Origin of the sequence: Desulfovibrio sp. UIB00, from assembly GCF_022508225.1 — a bacterium.
In the GTDB taxonomy this organism is placed as follows: domain Bacteria; phylum Desulfobacterota; class Desulfovibrionia; order Desulfovibrionales; family Desulfovibrionaceae; genus Desulfovibrio.
Genome location: NZ_JAETXJ010000002.1, coordinates 381,239 through 406,637, shown reverse-complemented (window position 1 = coordinate 406,637; position 25,399 = coordinate 381,239). Strand labels below are relative to the sequence as shown.

The window sequence follows — 25,399 nt, the reverse complement described above, 5'->3', positions numbered from 1 at the left end:
AAGGCGCGTTTTGCGCCTTGCAGGCCACCCTCAAAGGTACTGGCGCTTACAGTTCCACAAGCGCCGAAACACTGCCCCTCTCTTCATGCAATATGCGCCGGGGAAACTGCTGCCTAAACAAATCAGTTTCCTCCGGCGCATATCGAGCGCATCAAGGCATGCCAGACCTCCGGGCAGGGAGGCTATTGCCAGCCTGTTTCAAGCCCGTTCATGCGGATTTTATCCGCAATGTGCCCCCATGCGCCGCACATATAGAGCTAGTCTTCGACCTTGAAGAAAGCAGCCGCACCGCCGCCGCACACAGGACACGCGTCGCAGGGGCCTTCGTGGGTATAGCCGCAAACCTTGCACACATAGTAATCAGTGGCGGGCAGGGCGGCGGGATTTTCCAGAGCTTTTTTGTAAAGCTTGGCGTGGATTTCTTCCACCTGGTTGGCAAAGTCAAAATACTTGGCAACTGCGCTCTGGCCTTCGGCCTGAGCCTGCTTGATCATGTCGGGGTACATGGTGGTGAATTCGTAGGTTTCACCTTCAATGGCCGACTTGAGGTTGGCCATGGTGTCGCCGATCTTGCCAGCATTCTTGAGGTGGGCATGAGCGTGAACTGTTTCAGCAGCCGCAGCAGCGCGGAACAGCTTTGCAACCTGATGCATGCCTTCCTTGTCGGCAGCGGCAGCAAAGGCAAGGTACTTGCGGTTAGCCTGGGATTCTCCGGCAAAGGCCGCCATCAAATTTTCTTGTGTGGTGCTCATGGGTATTCTCCTCGATGAAGTTGTTGTTTTTATCAGGAACAATTCCTGATTAAAGAATTCTCACAGCCTTGTAAAGCATTTTTTTACAAAAAATTATTTTTGCAGGCCCGGCCTTTAGCCCTTGATACCGTTGCGCAGAACGCTGTGACAAGCTAAAAGGAACCTATGAACGCCCAAGAAATCATATCCCATTTCGGCATGCGGCCCCACCCCGAAGGGGGGTTCTATCACCGCACATACGAAGCTCCGCAAATTCTTACGGCGGACGAAATGCCCTGTGGTTTTATAGGGCCAAGACCCGTATCTACAGCTATTCTTTTTCTGCTTGAGCAGGGGCAATATTCGCGTCTGCACCGCATCAGGCAGGATGAACTGTGGCATTTCCACCTTGGCGGCCCCTTGCGCCTTGCCTGCATTGATACCCACGGCCAACCGCGCGAAGTGATCCTTGGCCCGAATATTATGGCGGGGCAACACGTGCAGTTTACCATTCCCGGCGGCTGCTGGTTTGGCGCAACGCCTGCGCCAGGCAGCGAGTTTGCGCTTGTGGGCTGCACAGTTTCACCGGGCTTTGACATGGAAGACCTGCGCCTGGGCCAGCCGGAAGAGCTGACCCTGCGCTACCCCAATGCAAAAGACTGCATCCGCGAATTCTGTCCACCTCTGAACGATGCTCAGCGCGCCGCCTGTAGAAGATGCGGTGACGACGAATGACGCGCTATGCCGTGCCTGATGTTGCCCCGCAACACCCGCACTGCACAGAAATCGTTATCCGCCGCAGTCGCTTTCTTGCCCAGTGCGCTCATACGCCGGATGCGGCAACAGCGCGGGCCTTTGTGGAACAGGTACGACGCCAGTACGCCGATGCAACGCACAACTGCTGGGCATATGCCGCTGGCGCGCCGGGAAACACGGCGCAGATCGGCTCGTCTGACGATGGAGAACCCCACGGCACGGCTGGCAGGCCCATGCTGCAAATTGTGCTGCACAGCGGCATTGGCGAATTGTGCGTGGTGGTGAGCCGCTGGTTTGGCGGCGTCAAGCTTGGCACAGGCGGCCTTGTGCGGGCCTATCAGGACAGTGTGCGCGAAAATCTGGCCGACCTGCCCGTGAGGCAGCGTGTGCCGGAAACCAGTTTGCAGCTTACCGTTGCCTACGCACACCTTGATGCCCTGCGCCGCATGCTGCCAACCTACGAAGCCCGCCTTGAAAGTGAAGACTATCAGGCTGAGGCCAGATTGCAACTGCGATTGCCCGCCGAACACGTGGAGGCCTTTCAGATCGCGCTTGCTGGCGTGAGCAATGGCGCGGCCCTGTGCAGCGAGCTTACGGACGGCGACACTGCCTGATACTTATTTTTTTGTGCGTTCAAAGGCCCGCTGGCATATGCCGGTGGGCTTTTTTGTTTTGCCGTGCTGACTTTGAACCATACGCGCCCCCCAAAAACAGTCAGGACCGCCAGATTTCTCCAGCGGCCCTGACGGACATTCATTATACGGGGTGCGGGTTAGACGCCCTTGGCCTTAAGCTCTTCAAGAAAGCCTTCCGGCACTTCAAAGCCCAGAGCCTGCGCCTTTTTGGCGGATTCTGCGGCATCGGCGTACTGTTCCATTTCAAACTGCGCCAGCGCCAGATTGTTCCAGGCCGGGGCAAAACCGGGCTGCTGCTTGATCACTTCCTTGCAGGCTGTTTCGCAAGCCGCAAAGTCGCCCTTCATATAATAGGCGGTGGAAAGCGCATTCCGGGCCTGCACAAAATTGGGATCCCACTTGAGGGCTTTGTTCAGGGCCGTGATGGCCTTGTCGGGCTCGCCGCGCTGCAGGTGCACAAAGGCAATGTTGCCCCACGGCACAGGGAATTTGGCGCGGCAGTTGGCGGCTTCTTCGTTGTAGCGCAGGCAGCCGTCAAGGTCGCCGCGTTCAAGACAGATGCCGCCAAGCTGCACGTAGGCCTCCGCCAGATGCGGCGAATTGCGCACCGCGTTCAGCAGGGCTTCTTCAGCAGCCACAAAGTCGCGCTTGGTCAGCAGGGCCAGACCAAGATTGTAGTAATGGGTAGCGCACTGCTCGTTCTGGGCGATTTCCGCCTTCAGATCGGCAATGTATTCATCCAGGTCATCGTAGCGAGCTTTCATGCTATGTGCCCCTCTTTTTTCAAAAGATCATAGTACCATCGGCAAAAGTCAAAAATGCCCATGTACTTTTCGTCCTTATTGACCACGCCAAGGGCGCATTCGGTAGCGCCCTTGCTGTAGGCCTTGCCATACGGCCCTTTTTTGGCCGCGTCTTTCAGAAATTCGTTGACCAGCTGCTGCGTGGTGCGCTTGGACACATCTGTCCGCATATCAAGCGGTTCGTTGGGCTTCTGGAAAGGATCCCAGTTTTCATAGCCGATGCGGTCCACAAATTTGCGGCGGCGCGGATTCATGCGTTCATAAATTTCGCGCTTGAGACCTTCCTGCTCATCCGAAAGCTGCTGCGGCGTTCCATCGCGAAAGACGGTGGCGGGAATGCTGCCGTACATCTCAAACTCCTTTCACGCCCGATCAGGCCTCTTCTTTCTTGGCCGGGCCAATACCCAGATAGGCCTCATCGTAGCGGGTTAGCAGAGCCATGGACAAAGGCACATACACATCATGCAGTTCTTTAAAGCGGCTCTGCACGGTTGTGGCCACATCCCTGCTCAGGTCTTCAAGCCTGTTCTGGATCTTGTCCATATGGATGGTGGGGTATGGCTTGCCCTTTTCAAAGGCGGAAAAACCGCACACATGCCCCTGCCCGGCAATGGCCGTGGGCACGCCGTACACGCGGCAGGTAATGGGCCGGGCGTGGTACAGCAGGCATTCGTTATTATCGTCCAGCAGGGGGCAGCGCAGCTTGATCTGGGCCGCGCGCTCCATGATGGCCTCGGGGCTTTCGCCGTCTTTTTCCGCCCGGTACAGCTCGCGCTTGATGCGCGTGGCCTGGCGGTCCAGATCAGAAGCGCGCTCAATAATGGCGGAGCGCTGCGGCCCGTAACCAAAGGCGGCCTCAAATGCCTTGTTGATGTACATGGCTTCAACAAGGGAAAGATCAAAAAGCGCGTGACAACAATCGCTACAGCCTTCCTTGCAGACTACGCACTGGGGAAAGGCCCCGCGCACCCTGCCGAAAAGGTCGTCAACTTCGGCCCGCAATGTTTCATAGCGGGTAAAAATAGAGCTCAGATCAGGGATCATGGTTATCCTGCGGTAGTGCGGAAGACATGAGGGAGAACGGGCGATTTCATACAGAAATAGCCCTGGCGGCTGCGTGAGCAGACGTCCGCCACAGAGGCGTGAGCGCGGTTTGTATGCGCTGATAAGCGCCTTCGCGGGCGTCTTGAAACTTTAAGAATGCACATTCTCAAAGTCAGGATGCTCTGGCGGCAAAGCGGCCTGTACCTTATGAAAATGCCGCCTGGCGCGTGCGCGCCGGGCGGCACAATGAAAACTCGGCAGAATCAGCAAGGGAATGCCACTTGGGCACCCCTGCAATTCCTAGTTTTCTTCAACGGTGATAGCGCTGACTTCGCAAACTTCCACACAGGATTCGCAGCCAAGGCATTCTTCGGCGTTCACGGCTTCGGACTTGCCGTCCTTGATTTCGTAAACTTCAACGGGGCACACGTCCACGCATTCGCCACAGCCCACGCACTTGTCAACGTCAACATTAACATTATAACCCATGGTGTCCTCCAAATTTGCATTGACTTGCTTGATTTTTCAAGCGGCTAAATTCCGCTTGTGCAATGGATAGCTTTAGGCACCCACCCTGTCAAGTGTCGGCTGGAAAATAGCCAACCGTGCAACAACTACAGGAATATCAAGCCCCGCCCCAGCACAGGCGGAAAAGTTTTTAAAAAAATATTTTGCCTCAACAACTGGTTACAAAACGTCTATGGGCCTTATGGCACAAGACGCGCGTAATAGCCCTTGCCGTTGCGCACAACCTGCAACAAAATCTGCCCGGACATGCGCTCTCTTCTGAAAGCCTGTAAAAAATCTTCCATGGTTCTGGTCTCGGCAGCGCCCACCGCTGTTATGTGGTCGCCCTGGCGCAAAAAAGATGCCGGGCCGTCTGCCCTGGCCTGACGCACCACCACGCCCTGCGCAGTTTGCGCTACGCTGAATCCCCATCGGCGCTCCAGCAGGGCGCGAGCCTCCGCATCGCCAAAAGCTTCGGGGGTAGCCTCGAGCTTCAATGCCCCGCCCTCCCGCAGCAAGTGCAGCCGCAAGGGGGTTCCGGCTGTCTGGTTGCGCAGAATATCCAGATAATCGCGCCTGTCGCGAACAGGTGAAGAATTTATGGTTTCAAGTATGTCTCCCGGCGCTATGCCCACCTTGGCAGCGGGAGAACCGGGAAACACCGCCGTTACCAGCACGCCGCCAGCATCCTTGAGGCCCAGCGCCATGGCAGTGCGCCCGTCCACATCCTGCAAATCAAGGCCGAGCCAGAGCGGGGCCACGCGGCCTGCACTCATGAGGTCGTGCATGACGCGGCGAGCCTTGTTGATGGGGATGGCAAAGCCAATGCCCTCGGCGCGCGCGTCCACAGCAGTATTGATGCCTATGAGCACACCCTCGATATTCAGCAGCGGGCCGCCGCTGTTGCCGGGGTTAATGGCTGCGTCAGTCTGCACAAGGTCGGTAAACGCGCCGTCCTTGTTGCGGATAGTGCGCCCAAGCGCAGAAACCACGCCCGTGGTGACGGTGTGGTTGAACCCAAAGGGATTGCCGATGGCGATAACGGTTTCGCCGGGCATGATGTCGCTCGAATCGCCAAGCTTTGCGGCAGGCAGCTTTGACGCGCCCTTGATCTGGAGCACGGCAATGTCAAAATCCGGGTCGGCACCTTTGACGGCGGCTGGGAATTCCCTGCCGTCCAGCAGGTGCACCATGACTTCGTCCCCACCCGCGATAACATGCGCGTTGGTGAGCACAAGGCCCTTTTCTCCGTCAACAATGACACCAGATCCAAGACTGACGCGCTTTTGCCGAACCTTGCGCCCGCCCGGCATGTCAAAACCCGGCAAGCCGGGAAAGCCCGGGCCGAAAAATTGCTCAAGTGGCGAAAGCCGCTGTCCCTCAACAATATGTGTGCTCGTTATGTTCACAACCGCCGGGGCAACAGCCTGCACGGCGCGCACCACAGGCGTCATGCGGGGGCTGTCCGCCGCTACTGCTCCAGCCCGCGAAGGCGTGCACAACAGCAGCGCCGCCGCCAGCATCAAAAAAAACAGACGCAGGGCAAAACTTCCCTCAACTGCCGCCGCTTCTACCTGTTCGGAGCGGGAACGCCCTCGGCAATGCAGATTTTTTTGTATATAGATGGGTCTGGTTTTCATATAAATTCCTTACCTCGACGCTAACATAAGCACGTTGACGTGATCGTAAAGTCCCCAATATGGATTTACCCCGCTCGGCGGCGAGGCGTCCCGTCTTGCGCACGCCCCTTGTTAAGGATAAACAAACGGTATGAAAACCACTCAATCCGACCTGTTGGAACTGATTTTGCCCGGCCTGCGCATTGCGCCCCTGCTTCAGAAAGACCTGGACGATGCCCAGGCACATCTGGACGACCTGACCAAACCGCAAGGCAGCCTTGGCCGCCTTGAAGACCTCGCCCAAAGGCTCTATGCCATGAGTGGCGGGCAAGCGCCCATCAGCGTCAGCCCTGCCATCATGCTCACGGTTGCTGGCGACCACGGCGTTGCCGATCAGGGCGTTTCGCCTTTTCCCAAGGCCGTGACGCGCCAGATGGTGCAAAACTTTTTCAACAACGGCGCGGCGGTCAATGTTCTGTGCAAGACCTCGGGCATGGATCTACGCGTGGTGGACGCAGGCTGCGACGGCGGCCCCTATGAACCGCACTCCATCCTCATTGAGCGCCGTCTGGGCGATGGCACCGCAGACATGAGCCAGGGCCCGGCCATGTGCCGCGAAACCTGCCTCAAAGGGCTGCGCATGGGCGTGGAGCTGGCGCACCAGCTTGCGGATAACGGCTATCGCTGCCTCGGCGTGGGTGAAATGGGCATTGCCAACAGCACGGCAGGCACTGCCCTGTACTGCGCCCTGCTGCACTTTGACCCCGAGCAGATGACCGGCCCCGGCGCTGGCGCGGACCCCGACATGGTGCGCCACAAGACCGAAATCGTGCGCCGCGCGCTGGCAGTCAATGCCTCCATGCTGGAAGGTGACGATCCCATCAATATTCTGGCCGCCTTGGGCGGATTTGAAATTGTTCTCATGGCCGGGCTGATGCTTGGCGCAGCCTCGCGCCGCCTGCCCGTGCTGGTTGACGGCTTTATATGCAGCGCGGCCTATGTGGCGGCCCTGCACATCTGCCCACTGCTTGCCGACTACGCCGTGCTTTCCCACGCCTCGGCAGAGCCGGGCCACGTACGTGCGCTCTCCAAGCTGACTGGCGGCGAAACCCGCAACAATCCCCTGCTGCACCTGAGCATGCGCCTTGGCGAAGGCACCGGCGGCGCTGTGGCCTATCACCTGCTGCGTTGCGCTGCCTCCGTGTACAACGACATGGCGACCTTCAGTTCCGCAGGCGTGGCGGGCAAAACATGCTGAACCCGCTTGCGCCGGAACAGTCTTCCGCATCCGCTTTACTGCGGTTGGAGGATGTCTCACGGGTGTTTGACATCCGGCGGGGGCTGTTCGGCGAAAAGCGCTCCTTGGTTGCCGTAGACGACGTGAGCCTGAGCCTCGCCAAGGGCGCGAGCCTTGGTCTGGTGGGCGAATCCGGCTGCGGCAAATCCACCCTCGGGCGTCTGGCCTGCGGGTTGCTGGCCCCTTCTCAGGGGCAGGTGCTGCTTGATGGTCGCCCCCTGCCCCCAGCCGGAGCGGACAGTTGGGCCGCCGGGCGCATTCAGATGATCTTTCAGGATCCTTTTTCTTCCCTCAATCCCCGGCTCACGGTGGGCAGTTCGGTGGCGGAGCCGCTGGCGGCGCGCGGCGTCTCCCGCGAGGAACGCCATGCCCAGGCAGAGGCCATGCTGGCTACCGTGGGGATTGAAGGCATGGGCCGCCGCTATCCGCACGAGTTTTCCGGCGGGCAGCGACAGCGCATTGCCGTGGCGCGGGCGCTCATCACCCGGCCAGACGTGGTTGTGTGCGACGAGCCGGTTTCCGCGCTTGACGCCTCGGTGCAGGCGCAGGCGCTCAACCTCCTGCGCGAGGTGCAGGAGCAGTTTGGGCCAGCCTATCTTTTCATTTCGCACGATCTGGCGGTGGTGGGCTTTTTGTGCCGCCGCATATTGGTCATGTATCTGGGCCAGATTGTGGAAGAAGGCCCCACCGATGCCATTTTTGACGGCGCGGCGCACCCCTATACCCAGGCGCTTATGGCGGCCATGCCAACCGGCAGCCGCCGGGGCGAACCCATTGCCGCACTGGAAGGCGAACTGCCAAGCCCTCTCTCTCCACCCGCCGGATGCCGCTTTCACCCGCGCTGCCCCAAGGCAAAGGACATTTGCCGTCAGGAAGCACCACAATGGAAAGATATGGGCAGTGGGTGGCGTGTGCGGTGTTGGGAGGCGTAGGTTTGGATTTGTGCGCCTGACTGGCGCGGGTTGATTAGCCTTGCTGCCCTGCGGCACGGCTTTTTCGCCATCCGGCGAAGTTTGGGACGCCTGTGCGGCGCGCGATTTCGCCTCCCCGGCGAGAGATACTCCGTTGATTCTTGCTGCCCTGTGGGCACTGGCTTCCGCCCTCCGGCGGAATTTGGGACGCCTGTGCGGCGCGCAGCAAGGCGGGGCCGGTTATGGGGCTTCGCCCGCCAATCCAATGCCAAACACCGCTTTGCGGGTTTGGGCCGCCATCGGCGGTATAACCGCCGGGCGGAAAGGCACGGATATCAGTCGCTGACGGCGCGGCAAAGCCGCAACCTGCTCCTGATTTCCGGTCGTGTTGACTGCGTCAACCCTCCGGCCCCCCTTGCATCCCCCCGAAGCACCCCCTAAGAAAGGTTTTCAACTTCCATAAAATGGCGAGGGCAACGCGTCTTATGCTGCGGGAGCTTCCCTCACTCGCTACGCTCGTTCAGGTGATCTCCCTCCGCGCCGCGTAAATGCCAACGTCCGTTTTCGCTTCGATCAAACTCCGTTTCAGCCAATAGCCACCGTCAGAATTGGTCATTGAAAAACTACCCGTAACTGGAACCTAGCTACGATCCTCACCACGCTCCCGCTCGCCCTGTTGTCAACCACACTTCTTCCCTACCCAGCCGAAATCGCTATTACCTCACACTTGTGGCAGGAAACTAGTTCTATGTCGAACCACAAGACAACTCATTAGCACCAGAAGCAATATTTTCCTATCCCTGACTCTCGCTGACCCTCTGAACAACAAAAATCTAACCCGATCCACGGGCTTTTGCCTTCTCCCTAGCTGCCTTTATGCTTTTCCTCCAGCCTTTCATCAGAAGCAGGTCGTTGAGTCGCCTTCCTTAAACTCGCCGGAGCGGATGCGGAGGCGATGGCTGGTGTTGAGTGAATTTGCAAAATACGGTTTTTGCGGTCTGAAAAGGAAGCGCCGGGGTTTTGAGCGCAGCGTACTCAAGTACGTGAGCATCAAAATCCCGGCGCTGACGCATTCAGGCCGTAAAAGTCGGGTTTGCGTAAATCAGCCTGACAGGCTCACCCACCCCATCAAACGCTCCCTACTCTTTTGCCTTTTCTCTTCCTGTCATTCTGCCTTTTTGCCTTTACCCGTCCCGCCATCAGAAGCTGGTCGTTGAGTCGCCTTCCTTAAACTCGCCGGAGCGAATGCGGAGGCGATGGCTGGTGTTGAGTGAATTTGCAAAATACGCATTTTTCTGGCCTGACAAGGAAAAATCCTGTTTTTGAGCGCAGCGTACTCATGTACGTGAGCATCAAAAACAGGATTTTAACGCTGTCAGGTCAAAAAAGTCGGGTTTGCGTAAATGCGCTCGACAGGCTCACCCCGCCGCCAAACTCTCCCTGCCTTACTGGCTTATTTCTACCGCACAGACTACCCTGCGCAGCCTCTACCGTTCAAAATAGGTGTACCCGCGCAAGCCGTCTTCAAATACCTGCATAATGGCAAACCGGTCGCTGGGCGAAATCCGCCCTTGCCGCACAGCCTGCTCCGCCGTGCTGCGCAGATCTTCCAGAATACGGCGCGGCTCATATTCCACATAGCTCAGAATATCCGCCACAGAGTCGCCCCTGATTTCGCGCACATACTCATAATTGCCGTCATCCCGCACCCTGATGGAAACCACGTTGGTGTCGCCCATGAGGTTGTGCAGATCGCCCAGGGTTTCCTGATACGCGCCCACCAGAAACACGCCAAGGTAATATTCCTCGCCGTCCCGCAGGGGGTGCAGATCAAGGGTGGGCTTCATGCCCTGCGGGTCAATGAAATGGTCAATCCGGCCATCAGAATCGCAGGTAATATCAGAAATAATGCCTTGCCGTGCGGGAAATTCCTTGAGCCGATGCACGGGCATAACCGGGAACAGCTGGTCAATGGCCCAAGAGTCAGGCAAGGACTGGAACACGCTGAAGTTGCCGTAATAGATATCGGCAAGGCTCACGTCGATGTCGGCCAAATCGCGGGGTATCGTCTTGAGCCGGGTTTTTTCCTGAGCAATGCGCATGATGATGGCCCAGAAAAACCGCTCGGCCAATGTGCGCTGACGCAGGTTCACCCGCCCGGTCGAGAACAGCTGACGCATCTCGTCCCGGTAGTAAATGGCGTCGTTATAGCACTCCTGCAAATTGCGCAGGGTGATGTTGGCAAGAGTTTCGCGCAGGTTCAACACAGGCTCCGGCGTGCCTTCGGGCAGGGTGTCGGGCAGCTGCACTTCTTCCACCATGCTCACATCAAGCACGTTAAAGAGCAACACGGAATAGTAGGCCACCGTTGCGCGGCCAGATTCCGTAATGATGTGCGGATGCGGAATCTTCTGCTCATCAAGAATGCTCATGATGGCTTCAACGATGTCGGCGCTGTATTCATCGAGCGTATAGTTGCGCGACGAAACATAGTTGGTATGCGAACCGTCATAGTCCACGGCCAGACCGCCGCCAAGGTCAAGGTAGCCCATGGGGGCGCCTTCCTGCACCAGGCCCACGTAAAGACGCGCGCCTTCCATGACTCCGGTACGGATGTCGCGAATATTGGAAACCTGCGAGCCGAGGTGGTAGTGCAGCAGCTTGAAGCAATCAAGCATGTCGTTGGCTTTGAGTGTATCCACCACGTCCACGATCTGCGCGGGCGAAAGGCCAAAGGTGGAGCGTTCGCCGCCGGAATCAGTCCAGTGACCGCTGGCCTTTACGGCCAGCTTGGCGCGTACGCCGATGTTGGGCCGCACGCCGAGAGCCTTGCTGCGCTCAAGCACAACTTCCAGCTCGCTTGGCATTTCGAGAACAAAGAGCACATTAAAGCCAAGGCGCAGGGCCTGAAGGCCAAGGTCTATAAATTCTTCGTCCTTGTAGCCGTTGCAAACAATGCAGGCCTCACGGTCGCGCATGAGCGACACGGCGGCAATGAGTTCCGCCTTGGAGCCGACCTCCAGGCCGTGATGGTAGGTGGAGCCGAACTGGGCTATTTTTTCCACAACCTGCTGCTGCTGGTTGACTTTGATGGGAAAAACGCCGCGATACGAACCCGTGTAATTCAGACTTTTGATAGCCTTGCGGAATGATTCGTGGATATTGGCAATGCGCGAATCCAGAATATTCTCCACGCGCAACAGCACGGGCATATCATACCCGCGCTCTTTCAGCCCGGCGATAACTTCCGGTATCGAAACCTGCGGCCCCTTGGGCCCCTGCGGACAAATCACAACTTCGCCCGCATCCGACACGTCAAAATACCCGGCACCCCAATTACGGATGCCGTACAGTTCGATGGAATCCTCCACCCGCCACTGCTGCAATGCGCGGTTTTTTGCCAATTCCTGCTCCTGGAGCGCCGCAAGGCGCATATATAATGTTGATTCAGCTCCGAAAATGGGACTGTAGGTTGCCGCCGTTCAAAAAACGACCGCATATGGTTGCACGAAAAATGCGGCGTAATTATGCCGTGACCGTGCCGAATGTCAATCATCGCCAAAAGGGCGGCAAGCGCAGATTGTTAGGTGCGTGGCTAACTATCTTCTTGACGGCGGGTACTCCTTGCTTCATTTTTTCTGTTGCGCCCAACGGCCTGATGTCGGCTATTTCATACTTATGGGGAACACCATGAAACCAGTCCTGAATCCCCGTCCTCTCCTCCTGCTTTTTCTTCTGCTCGCCCTTGGGGCATGCTCGCAAGACGACAGCAAAAAAAATGCTGTACCGTCTGCCCCTGTGCGGGTTGAAGCCGTTGCACGGGCCGATGTGCCGCGCCTGCTGCATGCTGTGGGCAACGTGCGGGCATCTGCCTCTGTGGGTGTGAAACCCCGCGTAACGGGCGAGATTCAGCAGGTTCATTTTACCGAAGGTCAGGATGTGCGCGAGGGCGACCCGCTTATCACCATTGACCCCCGCCCCTTTGAGGCTGCGCTGCGCGAAAAGAAAGGGCAACTTGCCAAATCGCAGGCGCAGCTTGCCAAAGCCCAGGACGACATGAACCGTTATGGCAAACTTGTGGGCGGCGGCTACGTAAGCCGCGATGCATATGAGAAGACCGCGACCGATGCGGCGGCCCTGCGCGCCACTGTGCAGTCTGACAAGGCAGCCGTGGAAAGTGCCGCCCTTGACCTCAGCTACTGCACGGTGGTGGCTCCCATCAGCGGGCGAGTGGGCGCACTCAATGTGGACAAGGGCAACATGGTCAAATCGGCTGACGCCACGGTTATTGTCAGCATAGACACGCTTTCGCCAATTTATGTGGGCTTTTCTGTGCCAGAGGCGCATCTGCCTGTCATCATAGAACAGATGGCGCAAACGACGGTGCCGGTTTCCGCAACGCCTGCCGGGAGCGCGTCGGAAAAGGGACTTCTCACCCTTGTGGACAATACGGTAGACACGCGCACCGGCACCATCCGGCTGCGCGCCACCTTTGAAAACAGCCAGCGCCGTCTGTGGCCGGGGCAGTTTGTGCAGGTGGAGCTGCCGCTGGGCATGGCCGCCGGGGCGCTGACCGTGCCCACACGTGCCGTGCAGTCTGGCCGGGAAGAATCCTACGTGTACGTGGTGGATAAGGACAGCCGGGCCAGCTATCGCAAGGTGAGGCCGCTGTTTGAATACGCTGACCGCACGGTTGTGGACGGCGCGGTGGCCGAGGGCGACAAAATTGTGGTGGATGGTCAGGTACGGCTGGCTCCGGGCCTGATGGTCAAGATCATGGACTAAAAAGTTTGCAGATGCAAACCAGCGCCGCACACAACGGCCTGATATTTGCATATTTTCGGGCAATACCAACAGGCGGTCAATTTTTCCACATGGCCGCCGCGCGCTCAAGCGCGAGTGCAATGACGCAGTACTGCGTCAAGCCTGAGGAGAAGCCCGATGGAACTGGAATTCCGTTTTCGCAATAATGATCTGGGGCCTGTTTTTCCTACCTTTCAGGAAAGGGTCAACTCCATGCTGCCCGTGAACAGGGCAGAAAGTACCCCAGCGGCCCCGGCAGCGCCCGCTGACGATGACGTCAGCACCTCCGCCGCGCCGGTTCTGGAACAAACTGTTCCCGGCACCCCGCACATGCTCAATTCTGATGAAATGCGTCAGGCGCTTGCCCAGGTGGAGCAGGAAGCCATGCAGCACAGTCAGGATCTTGTACAGGTGCATAGCGGCCTGAACGAACAGCGCGTTGCGCGTTTGCTGGGCCTGCTCGACTAGACCGGAGCTGCCCTCGCCCTCGGCGGAGCAATTTCTAACGAGAATTGCTCAACCCTGTATTTCGCCTGATGGCAGATTGCTCAAACAAAAGCCGTTCCAGCCTTTTTCGGCAAGGAACGGCTTTTGCTGTTGGTCAAAAACCTTTTGGCGTGCGCTGTACAGCGCTATTCCTGAATGAACGCCCGCACATTTCCGAGCAGCAGGCAACAAAGAGCAGACATCTCGCGGTAAAACACCGTATTGGCGCATTCCGAAGCCTTTTTCAGGCAGTCTCCGGCCCAGGCCAGAATGTGCCCGTCCATAAAAGCCGCCAGCGCCGCCTCCGGGGATTGCCCCTGGCTTGAGGCAATGGCCCCGCCCATGTTCTGCACAAGAAAAAGAATGAAGGCGAGTTCCAGCCCCAGATGGTCCTCGGGCTCGTGCCCGTCCCGTTCTGCGGCTATGCCCCACTCCCTGTAGCAGTCGCGCACTTCCTGCGTTTTGCGGCCAAAAAGCAGGCGGTCCTTCTCCCGCCACACGGATTCCCACGGCGCGGCTGCAGGCTGCGGCCCGGAAAACAGGGCCAGATGATCCATGTGCAGATCCAGATACAGCGCGCGGCAGGAATCCTGCGCCGCCTCTGCCGGATAGGCTGTCGCAAGGGCGGCAGCGCGGCTCTCAGGATCAAGAGCCTCGCCCCACAGCTTTTCAGCCAGTTCCGAAGTCCTGAAACAGGCCCAAGCGCCAAAGCCTTGCAAAAGCCCGCCGCCAATGACGCCGCGCAGCAGGTCTTCATCCGGCGAATTCTGGAAAATACGGCTGCAAAACTGCAAGGCCACAACGTATTGCGTCAACTGTTCCTGTTCCATATGTAATGATGCGGGGGCCAGACGGCCCCCGTAGAGTTTGCCGTGCCTACATGCCCAGGCGTGAATAGGAAAGATAAAAAACAAGCCGCCCGAACACTTCGCCCAGAACAATCAGGAGAAATGCGGGAACCGCCAGCGCCGGGCGAAATCCTTTGCCCTGCATGCCACGGGCCGCAGCCAGTGCCAGCAGCACAACGCCCAGACCAGATGCCAGGGCGTGCAAGCCGTGCGACCATGCAATGCACGCCGGAGGCAGCAGACGGGAAACCGGATTGACGAAGGCAGATTGCTCGGGCATGGCCAGCGGCAGGCTCACGGCCATAAGCACAAGGCCCAGCACCGCCCACACAAGGCAGGGGCCCAGTGCGCGCACGGGCGCGCCTTCCTTGCGCAGGCTCAGCGCCACACCATGCCAGGATCCACCAAGCAGGCACATGGAAGCCAGAAAGGCCGTAAAAACGCCCCAGTTGCGCCAGCCGGGCATTGTGGACTGATTGTAAACGCAGCTCATGACGAACAGCAGCGCAATACCGCACAGGCCCGCCACGATCATGGCTTTTTTCTCGCCATCCACCGCATGCTTTTTGCGCCCGACAAGCACCAGCCACAACAGGGCAAGACCCATAAGGCCGATCATGAGGATTTCGCGGCTGAGCCACGACTGCGTCACGTGCAGCAGGGTAAAGGGCGCATGCAGGGGCGTGCCCAGATGCACAAAACTGATGATCACGGCCACGGCAAACAGAAGCAGTGCCGCCACATTCTGCCGCCGCACGCCTTCGCGCAGTGCGCGGTCGGCTTCGTTGCCAAGTACGCACTTGCCCACCAGCACCATGCCTACGGCCATCTGCACCAGCAAGGTAAAGAATACCAGCGGAAATTCCTGAAGATACTCCATGCTACATCTCCTCCGGATTACGGATGCTGCCCATGTTGCTGCCCACTGGCTGCGCGTTGTGGGGCGGCGTAATCACAAGACAGGGGGAGGTCACGCTCTGCTCCGGCAGCGGAGCCACGTGCACGGCATCGCCGAACTGTTTTTTCAGGTCTTCATATTCGCCAAAGTGGATGGCCCGCATGGGGCAGGCTTCCACGCACAGGGGTTTGAGCCCGGCTGCCAGCCTGTCCTTGCAGAAATCGCACTTGGTCATTCTGCCCGACTGTTTGTTGTACTGGGGGGCGGAATAAGGGCAGTTCCACTCGCAATAGCGGCAGCCCACGCACTTGTCGGGGTCCACGCTCACAATGCCCTGCTCGTCCTTGTGCATGGCCGTGGTGGGGCAAACCTTCACGCACACGGGGTTCTGGCAGTGGTTGCAACTGACGGACGTGTAGTAGGAAAACACATTCTGGTCATACGTGCCGTTGGCACGGCGCACCCACTTTCCGCCCGTGTACTCCGCCACGCGCCGCCACATGACGCCCTGGGGCAGGTCATGACCGTCTATGCAGGCCACCATGCATGTTTTGCAGCCCGTACAGGCAGTCATATCTATATAAAAAGCCGGCTGTTTCACAATAAATCTCCTCAATGCAGACAGTTCCGCGCAACAGGCTAGATTTTAACCACATCCACAAGATTGGTGTGCTGCGGATTGCCCTTGGCCAAGGGGGTCATGTGCGTTTTTGTGAGGGTATTGATGCACCCGCCCTGATCCACACCGTTTTTGTCCGGGGTGTACCATGCGCCCTGCGGCAGGCTGAGCACACCGGGCATGATGCGCGGCGTCACCTTGACCCGCACGACCACTGCTCCGCGATCGTTGAACACCTTGACCATGTCGTCGTGCCTGATGCCGCGCTGCGCCGCATCGGCCTCGTTCATCCAGAGCTGCTGCGGGGCAACCTGCTCTAGCCATGGGATGTTGGCATAGCTTGAATGCGCGCGCCCCTTGTAGTGATGGCCGATAAGCTGGAAGGGATGTTTTTTCATTCCCTCGTAATCGCACGGGCCTTCCCATGTTTTTTCATGCACGGGTATGGCGTAAATAGCATCGCCCTCGGGCAGTTCCCAAGTCTGGTTCAAATCCCACAGACGCTTGGAAAATATTTCTATCTTGCCCGAAGGCGTCTTGAGCGGATTTGCCGCCGGATCGTCGCGAAAAGCCTTGAAGGCAACCTTTTGCGGCATGGGGAACCACTTGAACAGGCCTATCTTTGAAGCTTCGTCAAAGGATTCAGGCAGTTCCGGCTTTTTGGCGCGTGCCTGGGCGTACAGGTGCTTCACCCAGTCAAGCTGGCTGCGGCCCTCGGTATATTTTGCCGCCAGATCGGGCTGGCCCAGAAGCTTGCCGATTTTTTCGCTCAGGGCCGCGCAGATATCATACTGCGAGCGGGTCTCGAACAGGGGTTCAATGGCCTTGCGGGCAATGAGCAGGGAGCTCTGATCCACCTGATAGCCCTGCTGGATGATGTCGTCCTGTTCCAGCGGCGTCACGGAAGGCAGGAGGATATCCGCAAATTTCGCTGAAGCCGTCATGCGGTTTTCCACCACCACAATGCACTCGCACTTGCTTTCATCTTCAAGAATCTTGCGGGTGCCGTTGATGTCCGAATGCTGGTTGATGAGGGCATTGCCAGAGCTGTTCCACAAAAACTTGATGCCGTGATCCAGCTTTTCCTTGTTGCGCAGGCCCATCTTTTTGGCCGTCACCTGGGTGTAGTCGTCAATGGCGTTGATCCAGGTGTAGAAAGAAATGCGCGTCTTGACCGGATTGGTGCCTTCGGGCATGCGCGGAAAACCAATCTGGCTCACGCTTTCCGCACTGCCGGAACCGCCCCCGGCAATGCCCACGTTGCCGGTAAGGATGGCAAGCATGGCAATGGAACGGGACATAGTGTCGCCGTTGGCGTGGCGCTGCGGCCCCCACCCCTGAATGACGCAGCAGGGTTTGGTGGAGCCGATCTCGCGGGCAAGGCGGATGATCTTTTCCGCCGGATACCCGGTGATGGTTTCCGCCCATTGCGGCGTTTTCGCCGTTTTGTCCGGGCCTTCGCCCATGATATACGCGCGGTAGCTGTTGCCTGCGGGCACGCCCTCGGGCATGTGCTCCTCGTCAAAACCAAGGCAGTGCGTGTCCACAAACTGCTGGTCAACCAGCCCTTCGTTCATGAGCACATAGGCAATGGCCGCGATAAGCGCACCGTCAGAACCGGGGCGGATGGGCACCCATTCGTCCCCCAGCTTGGCCATGGAATCCGAATACCGGGGATCAACCATGATGATGCGGGCATTGCCTTTTTTTCTGGCTTCAAACAGCTCATAAGAAAGGCCGCCGCCGCTCTGGCGGGTTTCAAGAATGTTGCAGCCAAACATGACAATGAGCTTTGAGTTAGCCATGTCATTGATGGTATTGCCCGCATTGATTCCGTAGAGATATGGAATGGCAGCTGAGATCTGGGCCGTGCTGTAGGTGCCGTATTCGTCCAGATGCCCGCCCAGCATATTGGCAAGCCTGAAAAATTCGTTGCGGCGCGTCATGCCGCTGGACGTTGTGCCCGAGCCATACATGCGGTGGATGGACTCCGGCCCGTAGGTGTTCAGCACGCGCACCCATTCCTTGGCGACGGTGTCCAGGGCTTCGTCCCATGAAATGCGCTCGAACTTTCCCTCGCCGCGCTTGGCGCCGGGTACGCGCCGCATGGGGTACTTAATGCGGTCCGGTGAATAGGTGTATTTGCGCATGGAGCGCCCGCGCAGGCAGGCACGGATGGCTCTGTTGTTGGGGCCGTCATCGGAATTATCGGTTTCAACGCGCGTGACGCGGCCATCTTTGACAAAGGCGCGCAGCGTACACTGCGAACCGCAGTTCACCACGCAGCCGGAGTAAAAGCACTGCTCGCCCGCGCCATACGGCGGCTGGGTGGCTGCACGGGCCAGGCCAAGGGGCAAACCACCGCCCAATGGCAAAAGGGATGCGCCGCCAAGGGCGGTACACCACTTGAGGACCTCGCGCCGGGTCACTTCCCTGTGCGCGAGCAAAGGCGGGGTGGAGTCGGAATATTTTTTCATCACAATCCTCATTCTGCGCCGCAGACGCGGCAAGGTAACCTTTCCCCTCCGGGACAGGAGGGGGAAATCAGAGTAGGGGCAAACCCAAGAGCAGGTGAAGGCAGGGCTGAATCAAAAGGACATAGGCCACGTATTGGCACTCAGGAGTATCGGACAAAATCCACGAGGTGGACGATGGTTCCTGGCGGGCGCGCTCCGGCTGACGGAGCGCCTCAAAAGTGGGGATCTGCTGTTCTTTGAACGTTATTCAGGCTATTGCGCGGTTTAAAACCGCAATATTCACGCTCATTGCCACAAACGATACTGTTACACCCCATTTTTCAGGAAGGCAATACCGCAAGAATCAGCTTCAACTTCGGCGTGTTGGATGACTTTGCGTATCACGGAAAGCTGCTGGCGTAGCGTCTTCAGTAGTATCTGAAGCACGCATGATCGTTATTTGGGGGGCTGCGCAAGTATTGGATCAACACCGGATTGCCCCGCAATAATGAGCAGGCATCAGGCAAATAAAAATCCCTAGGCCGACATAACATCAAAACAACACAACATGCTGAAAAATTAGCTTAATCCCTCTAAATTAGCCCCTCTTGGAAAAATAGACTCGAAACATTTCGGGGCACCGGAAAGGCGTAACAAGTGTAATCTCATTATATTTCAGCATATTAAAGTGTAATATTTTTGTAATATGGTTACACTTTTCCATATAATAAAACTACTCTTTGCTGTAATTTCTTCGATTAGCTAACTAGCTGAATTTATAAACATATTACAAATAGCCCTAAAAAATATTACACCATATCACACCTAAATTACAGACGATTACACTTATTACGCTGTTGCGAACCCCTGTCCCGCTTTATATACAAGCGCCCCCAGGCAGCCCCTCGCCATCCATTGACAAATGGTATATTTTTTATACCTTATAAGCATGAAGTTTGAATACGACCCCGCCAAGAGTGCGATCAACAAAATGAAGCACGGCCTCGACTTTGAGCAGGCCAAGGCCCTGTGGAAAGACGAAAACCTGCTGGAAGTACCCGTGCTGCGCACAGGTGAACCGCGCTTTCTGGTTATCGGCATGATCGAGGGCAAAGTGTGGACAGGGGTCATCACGTACAGGGGCGAGGCCGTGCGCATAATTTCCGTGCGCCGCTCCCGCAAAGAAGAGGTGGAACACTATGAATCATGAACAGCAGCTTTCTGCCGAGGAATTTGACCGCCGCTTTGAAGCGGGCGAGGACATTTCCGCGCATGTGGACTGGGCAGCGGCCCGCAGGCCCAACAAACAGACGCAGCGGGTAAATGTGGACTTTCCCACCTGGATGGTGGAAGCGCTGGACACGGAGGCCCGCCACCTGGGCGTGAGCCGCCAGGCGCTTGTTAAGGTGTGGATAGCCAACTGCCTCGCGCGCGATGCGCACAGTGCAAAATAAAATTTCAGCCACGCGGAGAAGATGGAAAAAGCCGGAGTACTCCGGCTTTTTTTGTACCCATGCGCGCAGTAGCAACTTTCGACGTTCGTCTGGTGTTAGCGCGGTGCCACACTCTGAGCTTCAAAAGTAAGAATTTCTGTTAGTATGTTTTTAATATTTTGATTTTCTTGACAAAACCAGAGAAGTATGCCTTAGTGTTTTGTAAAAAGATTCCATCCTCCGGCAAAATCAAAAGGCAGGCATTAACTATGGATAATTCCAATTTTTGCACACATACTTTTGAATATGACCCTAACAAAAGTTCCAAAAACATAGCGGCACATGGCATTGATTTCGAAGAAGCAAAAGTGCTCTGGAAGGACACTAACATGATAGAAGCACCTGCGATTACACACGCAGGTGAAAAACGCTTCATGGTTATCGGCAATCTCAGGGGAAAAATGTGGACAGGTATCATCACATATAGAGGCGAATCAATTCGAATAATTTCTGTTCGCCGCTCACGCATAGAAGAAGCCGCACAGTATGATGCGATTAACCAGAAAATGAATGAACGCGACTGCCCAAGCCCCCTCTGGTGTTAAGGCACAAACAGGTATAGCATAGGACGTGAAATCCTAAGTTTAGGTGGTGAATATGCCAAAAGAACTCACACCCAAAGAAGAATTGCAGGCCCTGTTCGGCTGCCTCGGCGTTTCACTCCTCTGCCTGTGGCTATCGGGTAAAACCGAAGGCACATGGCACACCGTGCTGTACTGGGGCGCTGTCCTCTTTGCGCTGGTGGCAGTTTCAGCACTGTTCGGCTATGTCAAAAGCTGCTTCCGGCGCGGGAAAGAATACGACAACCGCACCAAAACGCGTGAGGACGGCACACGTTTCAACCCGGAAACCGGGGAAGTTCTCAACGATGGGCGGGCGGCCTACTTCGGCGCGTGGGAAGACACGCTCACCCCGCTGTGGAAAGGCCAGTTTGAAGCCACCTTCAGCTATGTGAGCAGCAAGCAGGAGCGCACGCGCCGCACCGTCAAGGTCACGTCCATAGAAAAGGACTACAAGGATGCCCTGTACTTTCGGGGCTTCTGCCAGTTGCGCAACGAGGTGCGCACCTTCGCCCTCGACCGCATCAAGACCAAGCTGACCATTGACGGCAAGAAATATGATTTGTGGGAATATGTGAACGAGAAGATCCGGGGCTGACGACTCACGCAGCAACAAGAAATCTACACTACGACTCATTATGACAATTTAGAGGCCAATATGCCTGCACCACAGAGACTATACAAATTCTTTTCTGATGCTCGCACCTCTTTTTTTGATTCACCCCAATTTTTATTTCGCCATCCAGAACAATTTAATGATTTTTTTGATTGTGCCCCTCAAATCCAAGGTGTTTATCGCCCTGATTACATAAAAAGTTTTCTTATGGGGTCAATAATATTAAGAGCAAAAATCCCCCCCCTTTCCCCCATGCACAATGACTCTAACGAATTTTACAACACTTTTGATGCAGAACTTGAATCAAAATGTATTGATCTTTTTAAAAACTCCCAAGACCTTGCGCCACAAATCATAACTTTTATAGACACACCTAAAGGCCAAAAAGAATTCTTTGAAATTGATAAATACAAGCACCTTCCTCGAATTATTAACAAGATAAATTCTCAACTAAAAAATCAGTTCCTTGCAATTTTCTGCTTAACAGAAAATGCAACCAATAAAGTCATGTGGGCACAATACGCAAATGATAACAAGGGATTCGTGCTTGAAATCAACACAGAAAACAACCTTTTCCATGAGATAAAAGATAAAAAAAATTCACTAGGATGCCTAAAAAAAGTAGCCTATAAACCCATCAGTAAAGCACGTTTTGTTACAGACTATATCACACCTAATGGTGATTTTCGATACAATGCACTGCTACGAGACGCTATTTTTACAAAGCAAACAATTTGGTCTTTTGAAAAAGAATGGAGAATTGCATTTATCACGGAGGGATTACTTCCATCAAACAACGTAACTCGTTGTGATGCTGGCCTCCTAATTTCTGTTCCGTCTTCTATAATTAAGGGGGTCTATCTGGGGACAAGGGCGTCTGACGAGATGCGTGATTCTGCGATAAAATTTTGCACGAAACATGACACCCCGCTGTTTCAAATGGTTCCAACCCCTGATCAAGAGTTTACGGCAGAGCCAGTTATACTTTAGGCAGAACAGCAACATTAGCTCCACCCCCAACATAACCTATGAAAAATAATCTCCTTGCAGCATTGACCATTCTAGTTCTGCTGGCTGTTGCCGCGCCGAGCTGTCTTGCCGCCGAGAATAGCACGAGTGACCAGCAGCCCGCGCCCCAGTACAGCAAGCTTCCGCCCTTGCACTTTTCTGGCAGCACTCTGGCGCAAAAAGAATATCCTCAGGCATTCCTCTGGATGGCGCAAAGTTCCGGGCAAGCCAGCACGCCAAAAAATGAGGATGAGTGGCTGGGCATAAGCACGACTAAAGCGACGGTGCTTTCTTCAATCGCGGCGCTGATTGCAGCAATCATGGCCCCTGTCATATCAATTTTCGTCGCGCGCAAAACAATGACACAGACAAGAGAATCACTTGAAGACGATTTCACGCAAAGAAAACGTGAGCAGAAAAATAATTTCAAGTTTCAACTGTACCAGCTTGCTCTGGAAGAAAAGAAAAAATTAATGATCAATTTTTTTGAATTAACCAGCATACCTGCACTTTGCGGAGAAAATTATAGCCCCCTCGAATTGCAAACACAGCTTACTATGATTGAAATGCTCATGAATAAAAAATTTTATGATATTTCTAACAAGGTGTTCTCATATGCTGTAAAAGCACATGGCACAATAGTATATGGTGGCAGCAAAGACCCAATTAGACAGCATGCGGTTACAGAATACAAATCTCTTCATGCCGACCTTGCCAATGAAATAAGAAGGGTTTTGAGCGGCGCTGAATTTGACCCCACGTTGACACCCAACAGATGATCCCCTCATCTCTCCACATGGTGCTTCAAAACACCTCTGCGAGCGGATACCTGACCCCGATAGAAAGGCTTTTTTTGCGCCCTTTTGGTGGCGCTTCTTCGGCTATTTATGGTCGGGAGTAGGCTAATACAATACCCACCGGGGGAATGAAGGTCTGTTACTCGATTGTTCCTAAGGAGGATTGCCTGACTTTCGCCGTTTTTCCTAGCGACCCATAAATCGGGCTTTGTGCTCAAAAAGGCTATATTGATCGGCTATCTTGTCTCGCGTTTCTTGCTCCAAATGTATTTCACTATGGTTGCCTTGTTTACTCCCACAATGCTGACAAAATAGCCTTTGCACCAGAAATGACGGTTTCCGAACTTGTACTTCAAGTTTGAAAACTGCTCGAATATCATTAACGCGCTCTTCCCTTTTAAATACCCCATTATTTGTGCCACACTATACTTCGGCGAAATCTTGATACACATCTGCATACGATCTATGCAGGCATATACTTATAATATCTTAAAGATAATTATATTCACACAACATCGCAAAACCACTCCAATCTCTTTCTTGTACTTCCCGTATATAATTTTACGACGAAGCTTTGGCGCGAATACAATGCGATATTTGCAATTCCACCGCGTGCGCTCTAGACTTTGATCATACATTGTTGCTCTCCTTTGCTACACTGAAAGTCAGGACATCTTTCTTGTAGCAAAGGAGAGCTGCTTTTTGATGGGGATAGACTTCGCCTTTTTGGAACTCCCCGCTTAGCGGGGAGTTTTCGACCATAAAAATGCCGGGCTGGAACCGCTTGATTCCAGCCCGGCTGCATAGACATGACTGTGGCGTTAAAATTCCAGGCACAACCCCACAGGGCAGTGGTCTGAGCCAAAGACATCCGTTTCAATCCAGGCGTCGCGCACAGCAGGCACAAGCTCCTGCGATACAAAGAAGTAGTCGATACGCCAGCCCACGTTCTTTTCCCGCGCGCGGCTCTTGTACGACCACCAGGAATAGCTGTCTGCCTTGTCGCCATGCACATGGCGGAAGGTGTCCACATAGCCCATAGCCGTAAAGCGATCCAGAAAGGCGCGCTCTTCGGGCAAAAAGCCCGTATACTTTTCGTTCTGCTTGGGGCGCGCGAGGTCAATGGGCCTGTGCGCTATATTAAAATCCCCGCAAACCACAATGGGCTTGCTTTTGCGGCACTCTTCCGCATAGGCGAGAAAGGCGTCGAAAAAGCCCATCTTGTACGGCACACGCTTGAAGCGCCCCGTGGGCTTGCCGTTGTCGTCCAGTTCTTCCGCGCCGCCATTGGGGAAATAGCCATTGAAAAAATGGAACTGCGGATACTCCAGATGCAGCAGGCGTCCCTCGCCCTGAAACTCCGGCTGGGGCAGCTCCACGCTCACATTCAGCGAAGGCACCTTGCTGAACACCGCCACGCCCGAGTAGCCTTTTTTTACCGTGCTCCACGACCAGTGGGATTCCCATCCGTCAGGGTCGCGCACGTCTTCGCTCAACTGGTCAGGGTGGGCCTTGGTTTCCTGCAAGGCCACAACCTGCGCTTCGGTGCGCGAAAACCATTCCCATTCGGGCTTGCCCGCCACGGCGCGCAGACCATTGACATTCCATGAAACAAGCTTGAGCTGCATACGTCCTCCTGCCGCAGCATAGCCTTGGCTTGTTTTGCGGGCAAGGGGCCACTGGGCGGGATTTGTCTGCAACGCATTGCCAGAACGGGCTTTTTGCGGTATCAAGAATGTGGGCGTACATACGCCGCCAAACCCTTTTCGGGACATTTTTCAAGGAGTCGCTTATGGATATTTTGCCAATTCGTCGCGCTATTCTGAGCGTTACGGACAAAAGCGGCCTTGTGGAGTTTGCCACGTTTCTTACATCGCGGGGGGTGGAGCTTATCTCCACCGGCGGCACCCAGAAGGCCCTTGAGGCAGCCGGGCTGTCCGTTACCGCAGTAAGCACCGTCACAGGATTCCCCGAGATTCTGGGTGGCCGGGTCAAAACCCTGCACCCCAAGATTCATGCGGGCATTCTGGCCAACAAGGACGAGCCGCAGCACATGCAGACCCTGTCAGAAAAGGGCATCCGCCCCTTTGACCTTGTCTGCGTCAACCTTTACGACTTTGCGGGCGCGGTGGAACGCCACCTCTCCCTTGAGCAGGCCGTGGAGGAAATTGACATCGGCGGCCCCTGCATGCTGCGCGCTGCGGCCAAGAACTTCCACAGTATCCTGGTGCTGCCCTCGCCGCAGTGGTACACCGCCGCCATGGAAGAAATGGAAAAAGATACCACAGTGGGCCTTGAGTTCCGGCAGGTCATGGCCTCGCGCGCTTTTGAGGCCACCTCGCGCTATGATGCCCTGATCACCTCGTATCTGCGTCCCTAGGCTTCATACAAGCCCACGCACCGCACTTGCTCACGCACCCGCAGCCCTGCCCCTTTTGAGGTACAGTGGTTGCGGGTGCGGTTTAACATTATTTCGCTCAGGAGCTTCCTATCCCAAAGCCAGAAGGTAACG

General features: G+C 55.8%; 26 protein-coding genes and 1 pseudogene. 14 read left to right on the top strand and 13 right to left on the bottom strand.

Going from position 1 to position 25,399, the window contains the following annotated elements; translation table 11 throughout:
• Positions 1–257: 257 nt before the first annotated feature.
• The gene (locus JMF94_RS04695) at positions 258–752 is read right to left on the bottom strand and encodes a rubrerythrin family protein (protein WP_240823994.1); all 495 of its coding nucleotides are present in this window, start codon (positions 750–752) and stop codon (positions 258–260) included.
• Positions 753–917: 165 nt separating this feature from the next.
• Between JMF94_RS04695 and JMF94_RS04690 the strand changes: the two genes are divergently transcribed.
• Positions 918–1,466, top strand: coding sequence for a cupin domain-containing protein (locus JMF94_RS04690; protein WP_227118648.1), 549 nt, complete (start codon positions 918–920; stop codon positions 1,464–1,466).
• Positions 1,463–2,101: a YigZ family protein gene (locus JMF94_RS04685; RefSeq protein WP_240823993.1), complete on the top strand. Its 639-nt coding sequence runs from the start codon at positions 1,463–1,465 to the stop codon at positions 2,099–2,101. Before JMF94_RS04690 ends, JMF94_RS04685 begins: the two co-directional genes overlap by 4 nt.
• A 158-nt stretch (positions 2,102–2,259) precedes the next feature.
• On the opposite strand, the gene JMF94_RS04680 is transcribed toward JMF94_RS04685, so the two are convergent.
• The 5 genes from JMF94_RS04680 to JMF94_RS04660 all read right to left on the bottom strand — a co-directional run bounded on the left by JMF94_RS04680 (position 2,260) and on the right by JMF94_RS04660 (position 6,116).
• Positions 2,260–2,886, bottom strand: a complete 627-nt coding sequence (locus tag JMF94_RS04680) for a tetratricopeptide repeat protein (protein ID WP_192112518.1) — start codon at positions 2,884–2,886, stop codon at positions 2,260–2,262.
• Complete coding sequence (locus tag JMF94_RS04675; protein WP_192112517.1) at positions 2,883–3,275, bottom strand: hypothetical protein; 393 nt, start codon at positions 3,273–3,275, stop codon at positions 2,883–2,885. Before JMF94_RS04675 ends, JMF94_RS04680 begins: the two co-directional genes overlap by 4 nt.
• A 22-nt stretch (positions 3,276–3,297) precedes the next feature.
• Positions 3,298–3,969: a YkgJ family cysteine cluster protein gene (locus JMF94_RS04670; RefSeq protein WP_240823992.1), complete on the bottom strand. Its 672-nt coding sequence runs from the start codon at positions 3,967–3,969 to the stop codon at positions 3,298–3,300.
• 300 nt (positions 3,970–4,269) lie between these two features.
• Entirely contained in the window at positions 4,270–4,458 is a 189-nt protein-coding gene (locus JMF94_RS04665; RefSeq protein WP_022658065.1) for a ferredoxin, read from the bottom strand.
• Between the two features lie 218 nt (positions 4,459–4,676).
• Positions 4,677–6,116 carry a trypsin-like peptidase domain-containing protein gene (locus JMF94_RS04660; RefSeq protein ID WP_240823991.1) on the bottom strand — a complete coding sequence of 480 codons (1,440 nt, stop codon included), beginning with the start codon at positions 6,114–6,116 and terminating at the stop codon, positions 4,677–4,679.
• 130 nt (positions 6,117–6,246) lie between these two features.
• On the opposite strand from JMF94_RS04660, the gene cobT reads away from it, so the two are divergent.
• Together cobT and JMF94_RS04650 are read left to right on the top strand one after the other, a co-directional pair.
• The gene (gene cobT / locus JMF94_RS04655; RefSeq protein WP_240823990.1) at positions 6,247–7,353 is read left to right on the top strand and encodes a nicotinate-nucleotide--dimethylbenzimidazole phosphoribosyltransferase; all 1,107 of its coding nucleotides are present in this window, start codon (positions 6,247–6,249) and stop codon (positions 7,351–7,353) included.
• A complete protein-coding gene (locus JMF94_RS04650) occupies positions 7,347–8,324 on the top strand; it encodes an oligopeptide/dipeptide ABC transporter ATP-binding protein (protein WP_240823989.1) in 978 nt (325 codons plus the stop codon). Before cobT ends, JMF94_RS04650 begins: the two co-directional genes overlap by 7 nt.
• Before the next feature lie 1,466 nt (positions 8,325–9,790).
• On the opposite strand, the gene speA is transcribed toward JMF94_RS04650, so the two are convergent.
• A complete protein-coding gene (gene speA / locus JMF94_RS04645; RefSeq protein WP_215647192.1) occupies positions 9,791–11,707 on the bottom strand; it encodes a biosynthetic arginine decarboxylase in 1,917 nt (638 codons plus the stop codon).
• 95 nt (positions 11,708–11,802) lie between these two features.
• Between speA and JMF94_RS04640 the strand changes: the two genes are divergently transcribed.
• The 3 genes from JMF94_RS04640 (at position 11,803) to JMF94_RS04630 (ending at position 13,574) form a co-directional block, all read left to right on the top strand.
• On the top strand, positions 11,803–11,997 hold the full coding sequence (locus JMF94_RS04640) for a hypothetical protein (RefSeq protein ID WP_240823988.1): 195 nt from the start codon (positions 11,803–11,805) through the stop codon (positions 11,995–11,997).
• Positions 11,994–13,088 carry an efflux RND transporter periplasmic adaptor subunit gene (locus JMF94_RS04635; RefSeq protein WP_240823987.1) on the top strand — a complete coding sequence of 365 codons (1,095 nt, stop codon included), beginning with the start codon at positions 11,994–11,996 and terminating at the stop codon, positions 13,086–13,088. Before JMF94_RS04640 ends, JMF94_RS04635 begins: the two co-directional genes overlap by 4 nt.
• 156 nt (positions 13,089–13,244) lie before the next feature.
• A complete protein-coding gene (locus JMF94_RS04630) occupies positions 13,245–13,574 on the top strand; it encodes a hypothetical protein (protein ID WP_022658059.1) in 330 nt (109 codons plus the stop codon).
• Between the two features lie 164 nt (positions 13,575–13,738).
• Here JMF94_RS04630 and JMF94_RS04625 read toward each other — a convergent pair whose 3' ends face one another.
• From JMF94_RS04625 to JMF94_RS04610, 4 genes are read right to left on the bottom strand one after another with little or no spacing between them, the layout of a single operon-like run.
• Positions 13,739–14,422, bottom strand: a complete 684-nt coding sequence (locus JMF94_RS04625) for a molecular chaperone TorD family protein (protein ID WP_240823986.1) — start codon at positions 14,420–14,422, stop codon at positions 13,739–13,741.
• 46 nt (positions 14,423–14,468) lie between these two features.
• A complete protein-coding gene (locus JMF94_RS04620) occupies positions 14,469–15,320 on the bottom strand; it encodes a DmsC/YnfH family molybdoenzyme membrane anchor subunit (protein WP_240823985.1) in 852 nt (283 codons plus the stop codon).
• A gap of 1 nt (position 15,321) precedes the next feature.
• Positions 15,322–15,939: a DMSO/selenate family reductase complex B subunit gene (locus JMF94_RS04615; RefSeq protein ID WP_227118638.1), complete on the bottom strand. Its 618-nt coding sequence runs from the start codon at positions 15,937–15,939 to the stop codon at positions 15,322–15,324.
• A gap of 38 nt (positions 15,940–15,977) precedes the next feature.
• A complete protein-coding gene (locus tag JMF94_RS04610; RefSeq protein WP_240823984.1) occupies positions 15,978–18,434 on the bottom strand; it encodes a DMSO/selenate family reductase complex A subunit in 2,457 nt (818 codons plus the stop codon).
• Between the two features lie 928 nt (positions 18,435–19,362).
• Here JMF94_RS04610 and JMF94_RS04605 point away from each other — a divergent pair.
• The 6 genes from JMF94_RS04605 (at position 19,363) to JMF94_RS04580 (ending at position 22,869) form a co-directional block, all read left to right on the top strand.
• Positions 19,363–19,623 carry a BrnT family toxin gene (locus tag JMF94_RS04605; protein WP_240823983.1) on the top strand — a complete coding sequence of 87 codons (261 nt, stop codon included), beginning with the start codon at positions 19,363–19,365 and terminating at the stop codon, positions 19,621–19,623.
• Positions 19,613–19,867 (top strand): BrnA antitoxin family protein, encoded by a 255-nt coding sequence (locus tag JMF94_RS04600; RefSeq protein ID WP_240823982.1) that lies wholly within the window; start codon positions 19,613–19,615, stop codon positions 19,865–19,867. The genes JMF94_RS04605 and JMF94_RS04600 overlap by 11 nt, the downstream gene beginning before the upstream one ends.
• Positions 19,868–20,115: 248 nt before the next feature.
• Positions 20,116–20,451, top strand: a complete 336-nt coding sequence (locus tag JMF94_RS04595; protein ID WP_240823981.1) for a BrnT family toxin — start codon at positions 20,116–20,118, stop codon at positions 20,449–20,451.
• A gap of 52 nt (positions 20,452–20,503) precedes the next feature.
• Positions 20,504–21,064, top strand: a complete 561-nt coding sequence (locus JMF94_RS04590; protein WP_240823980.1) for a WYL domain-containing protein — start codon at positions 20,504–20,506, stop codon at positions 21,062–21,064.
• Positions 21,065–21,124: 60 nt separating this feature from the next.
• Complete coding sequence (locus JMF94_RS04585) at positions 21,125–22,072, top strand: DUF2971 domain-containing protein (protein WP_240823979.1); 948 nt, start codon at positions 21,125–21,127, stop codon at positions 22,070–22,072.
• Between the two features lie 38 nt (positions 22,073–22,110).
• Complete coding sequence (locus JMF94_RS04580) at positions 22,111–22,869, top strand: hypothetical protein (RefSeq protein ID WP_240823978.1); 759 nt, start codon at positions 22,111–22,113, stop codon at positions 22,867–22,869.
• Between the two features lie 204 nt (positions 22,870–23,073).
• On the opposite strand, the pseudogene tnpA reads toward JMF94_RS04580, so the two are convergent.
• Positions 23,074–23,525, bottom strand: a pseudogene (gene tnpA / locus JMF94_RS04575) (IS200/IS605 family transposase).
• A gap of 183 nt (positions 23,526–23,708) precedes the next feature.
• A complete protein-coding gene (locus tag JMF94_RS04570; protein WP_240823977.1) occupies positions 23,709–24,515 on the bottom strand; it encodes an exodeoxyribonuclease III in 807 nt (268 codons plus the stop codon).
• A gap of 164 nt (positions 24,516–24,679) precedes the next feature.
• Here JMF94_RS04570 and JMF94_RS04565 point away from each other — a divergent pair, with 164 nt between their 5' ends.
• Complete coding sequence (locus JMF94_RS04565) at positions 24,680–25,267, top strand: IMP cyclohydrolase (RefSeq protein WP_192112508.1); 588 nt, start codon at positions 24,680–24,682, stop codon at positions 25,265–25,267.
• Positions 25,268–25,399 lie beyond the last annotated feature (132 nt).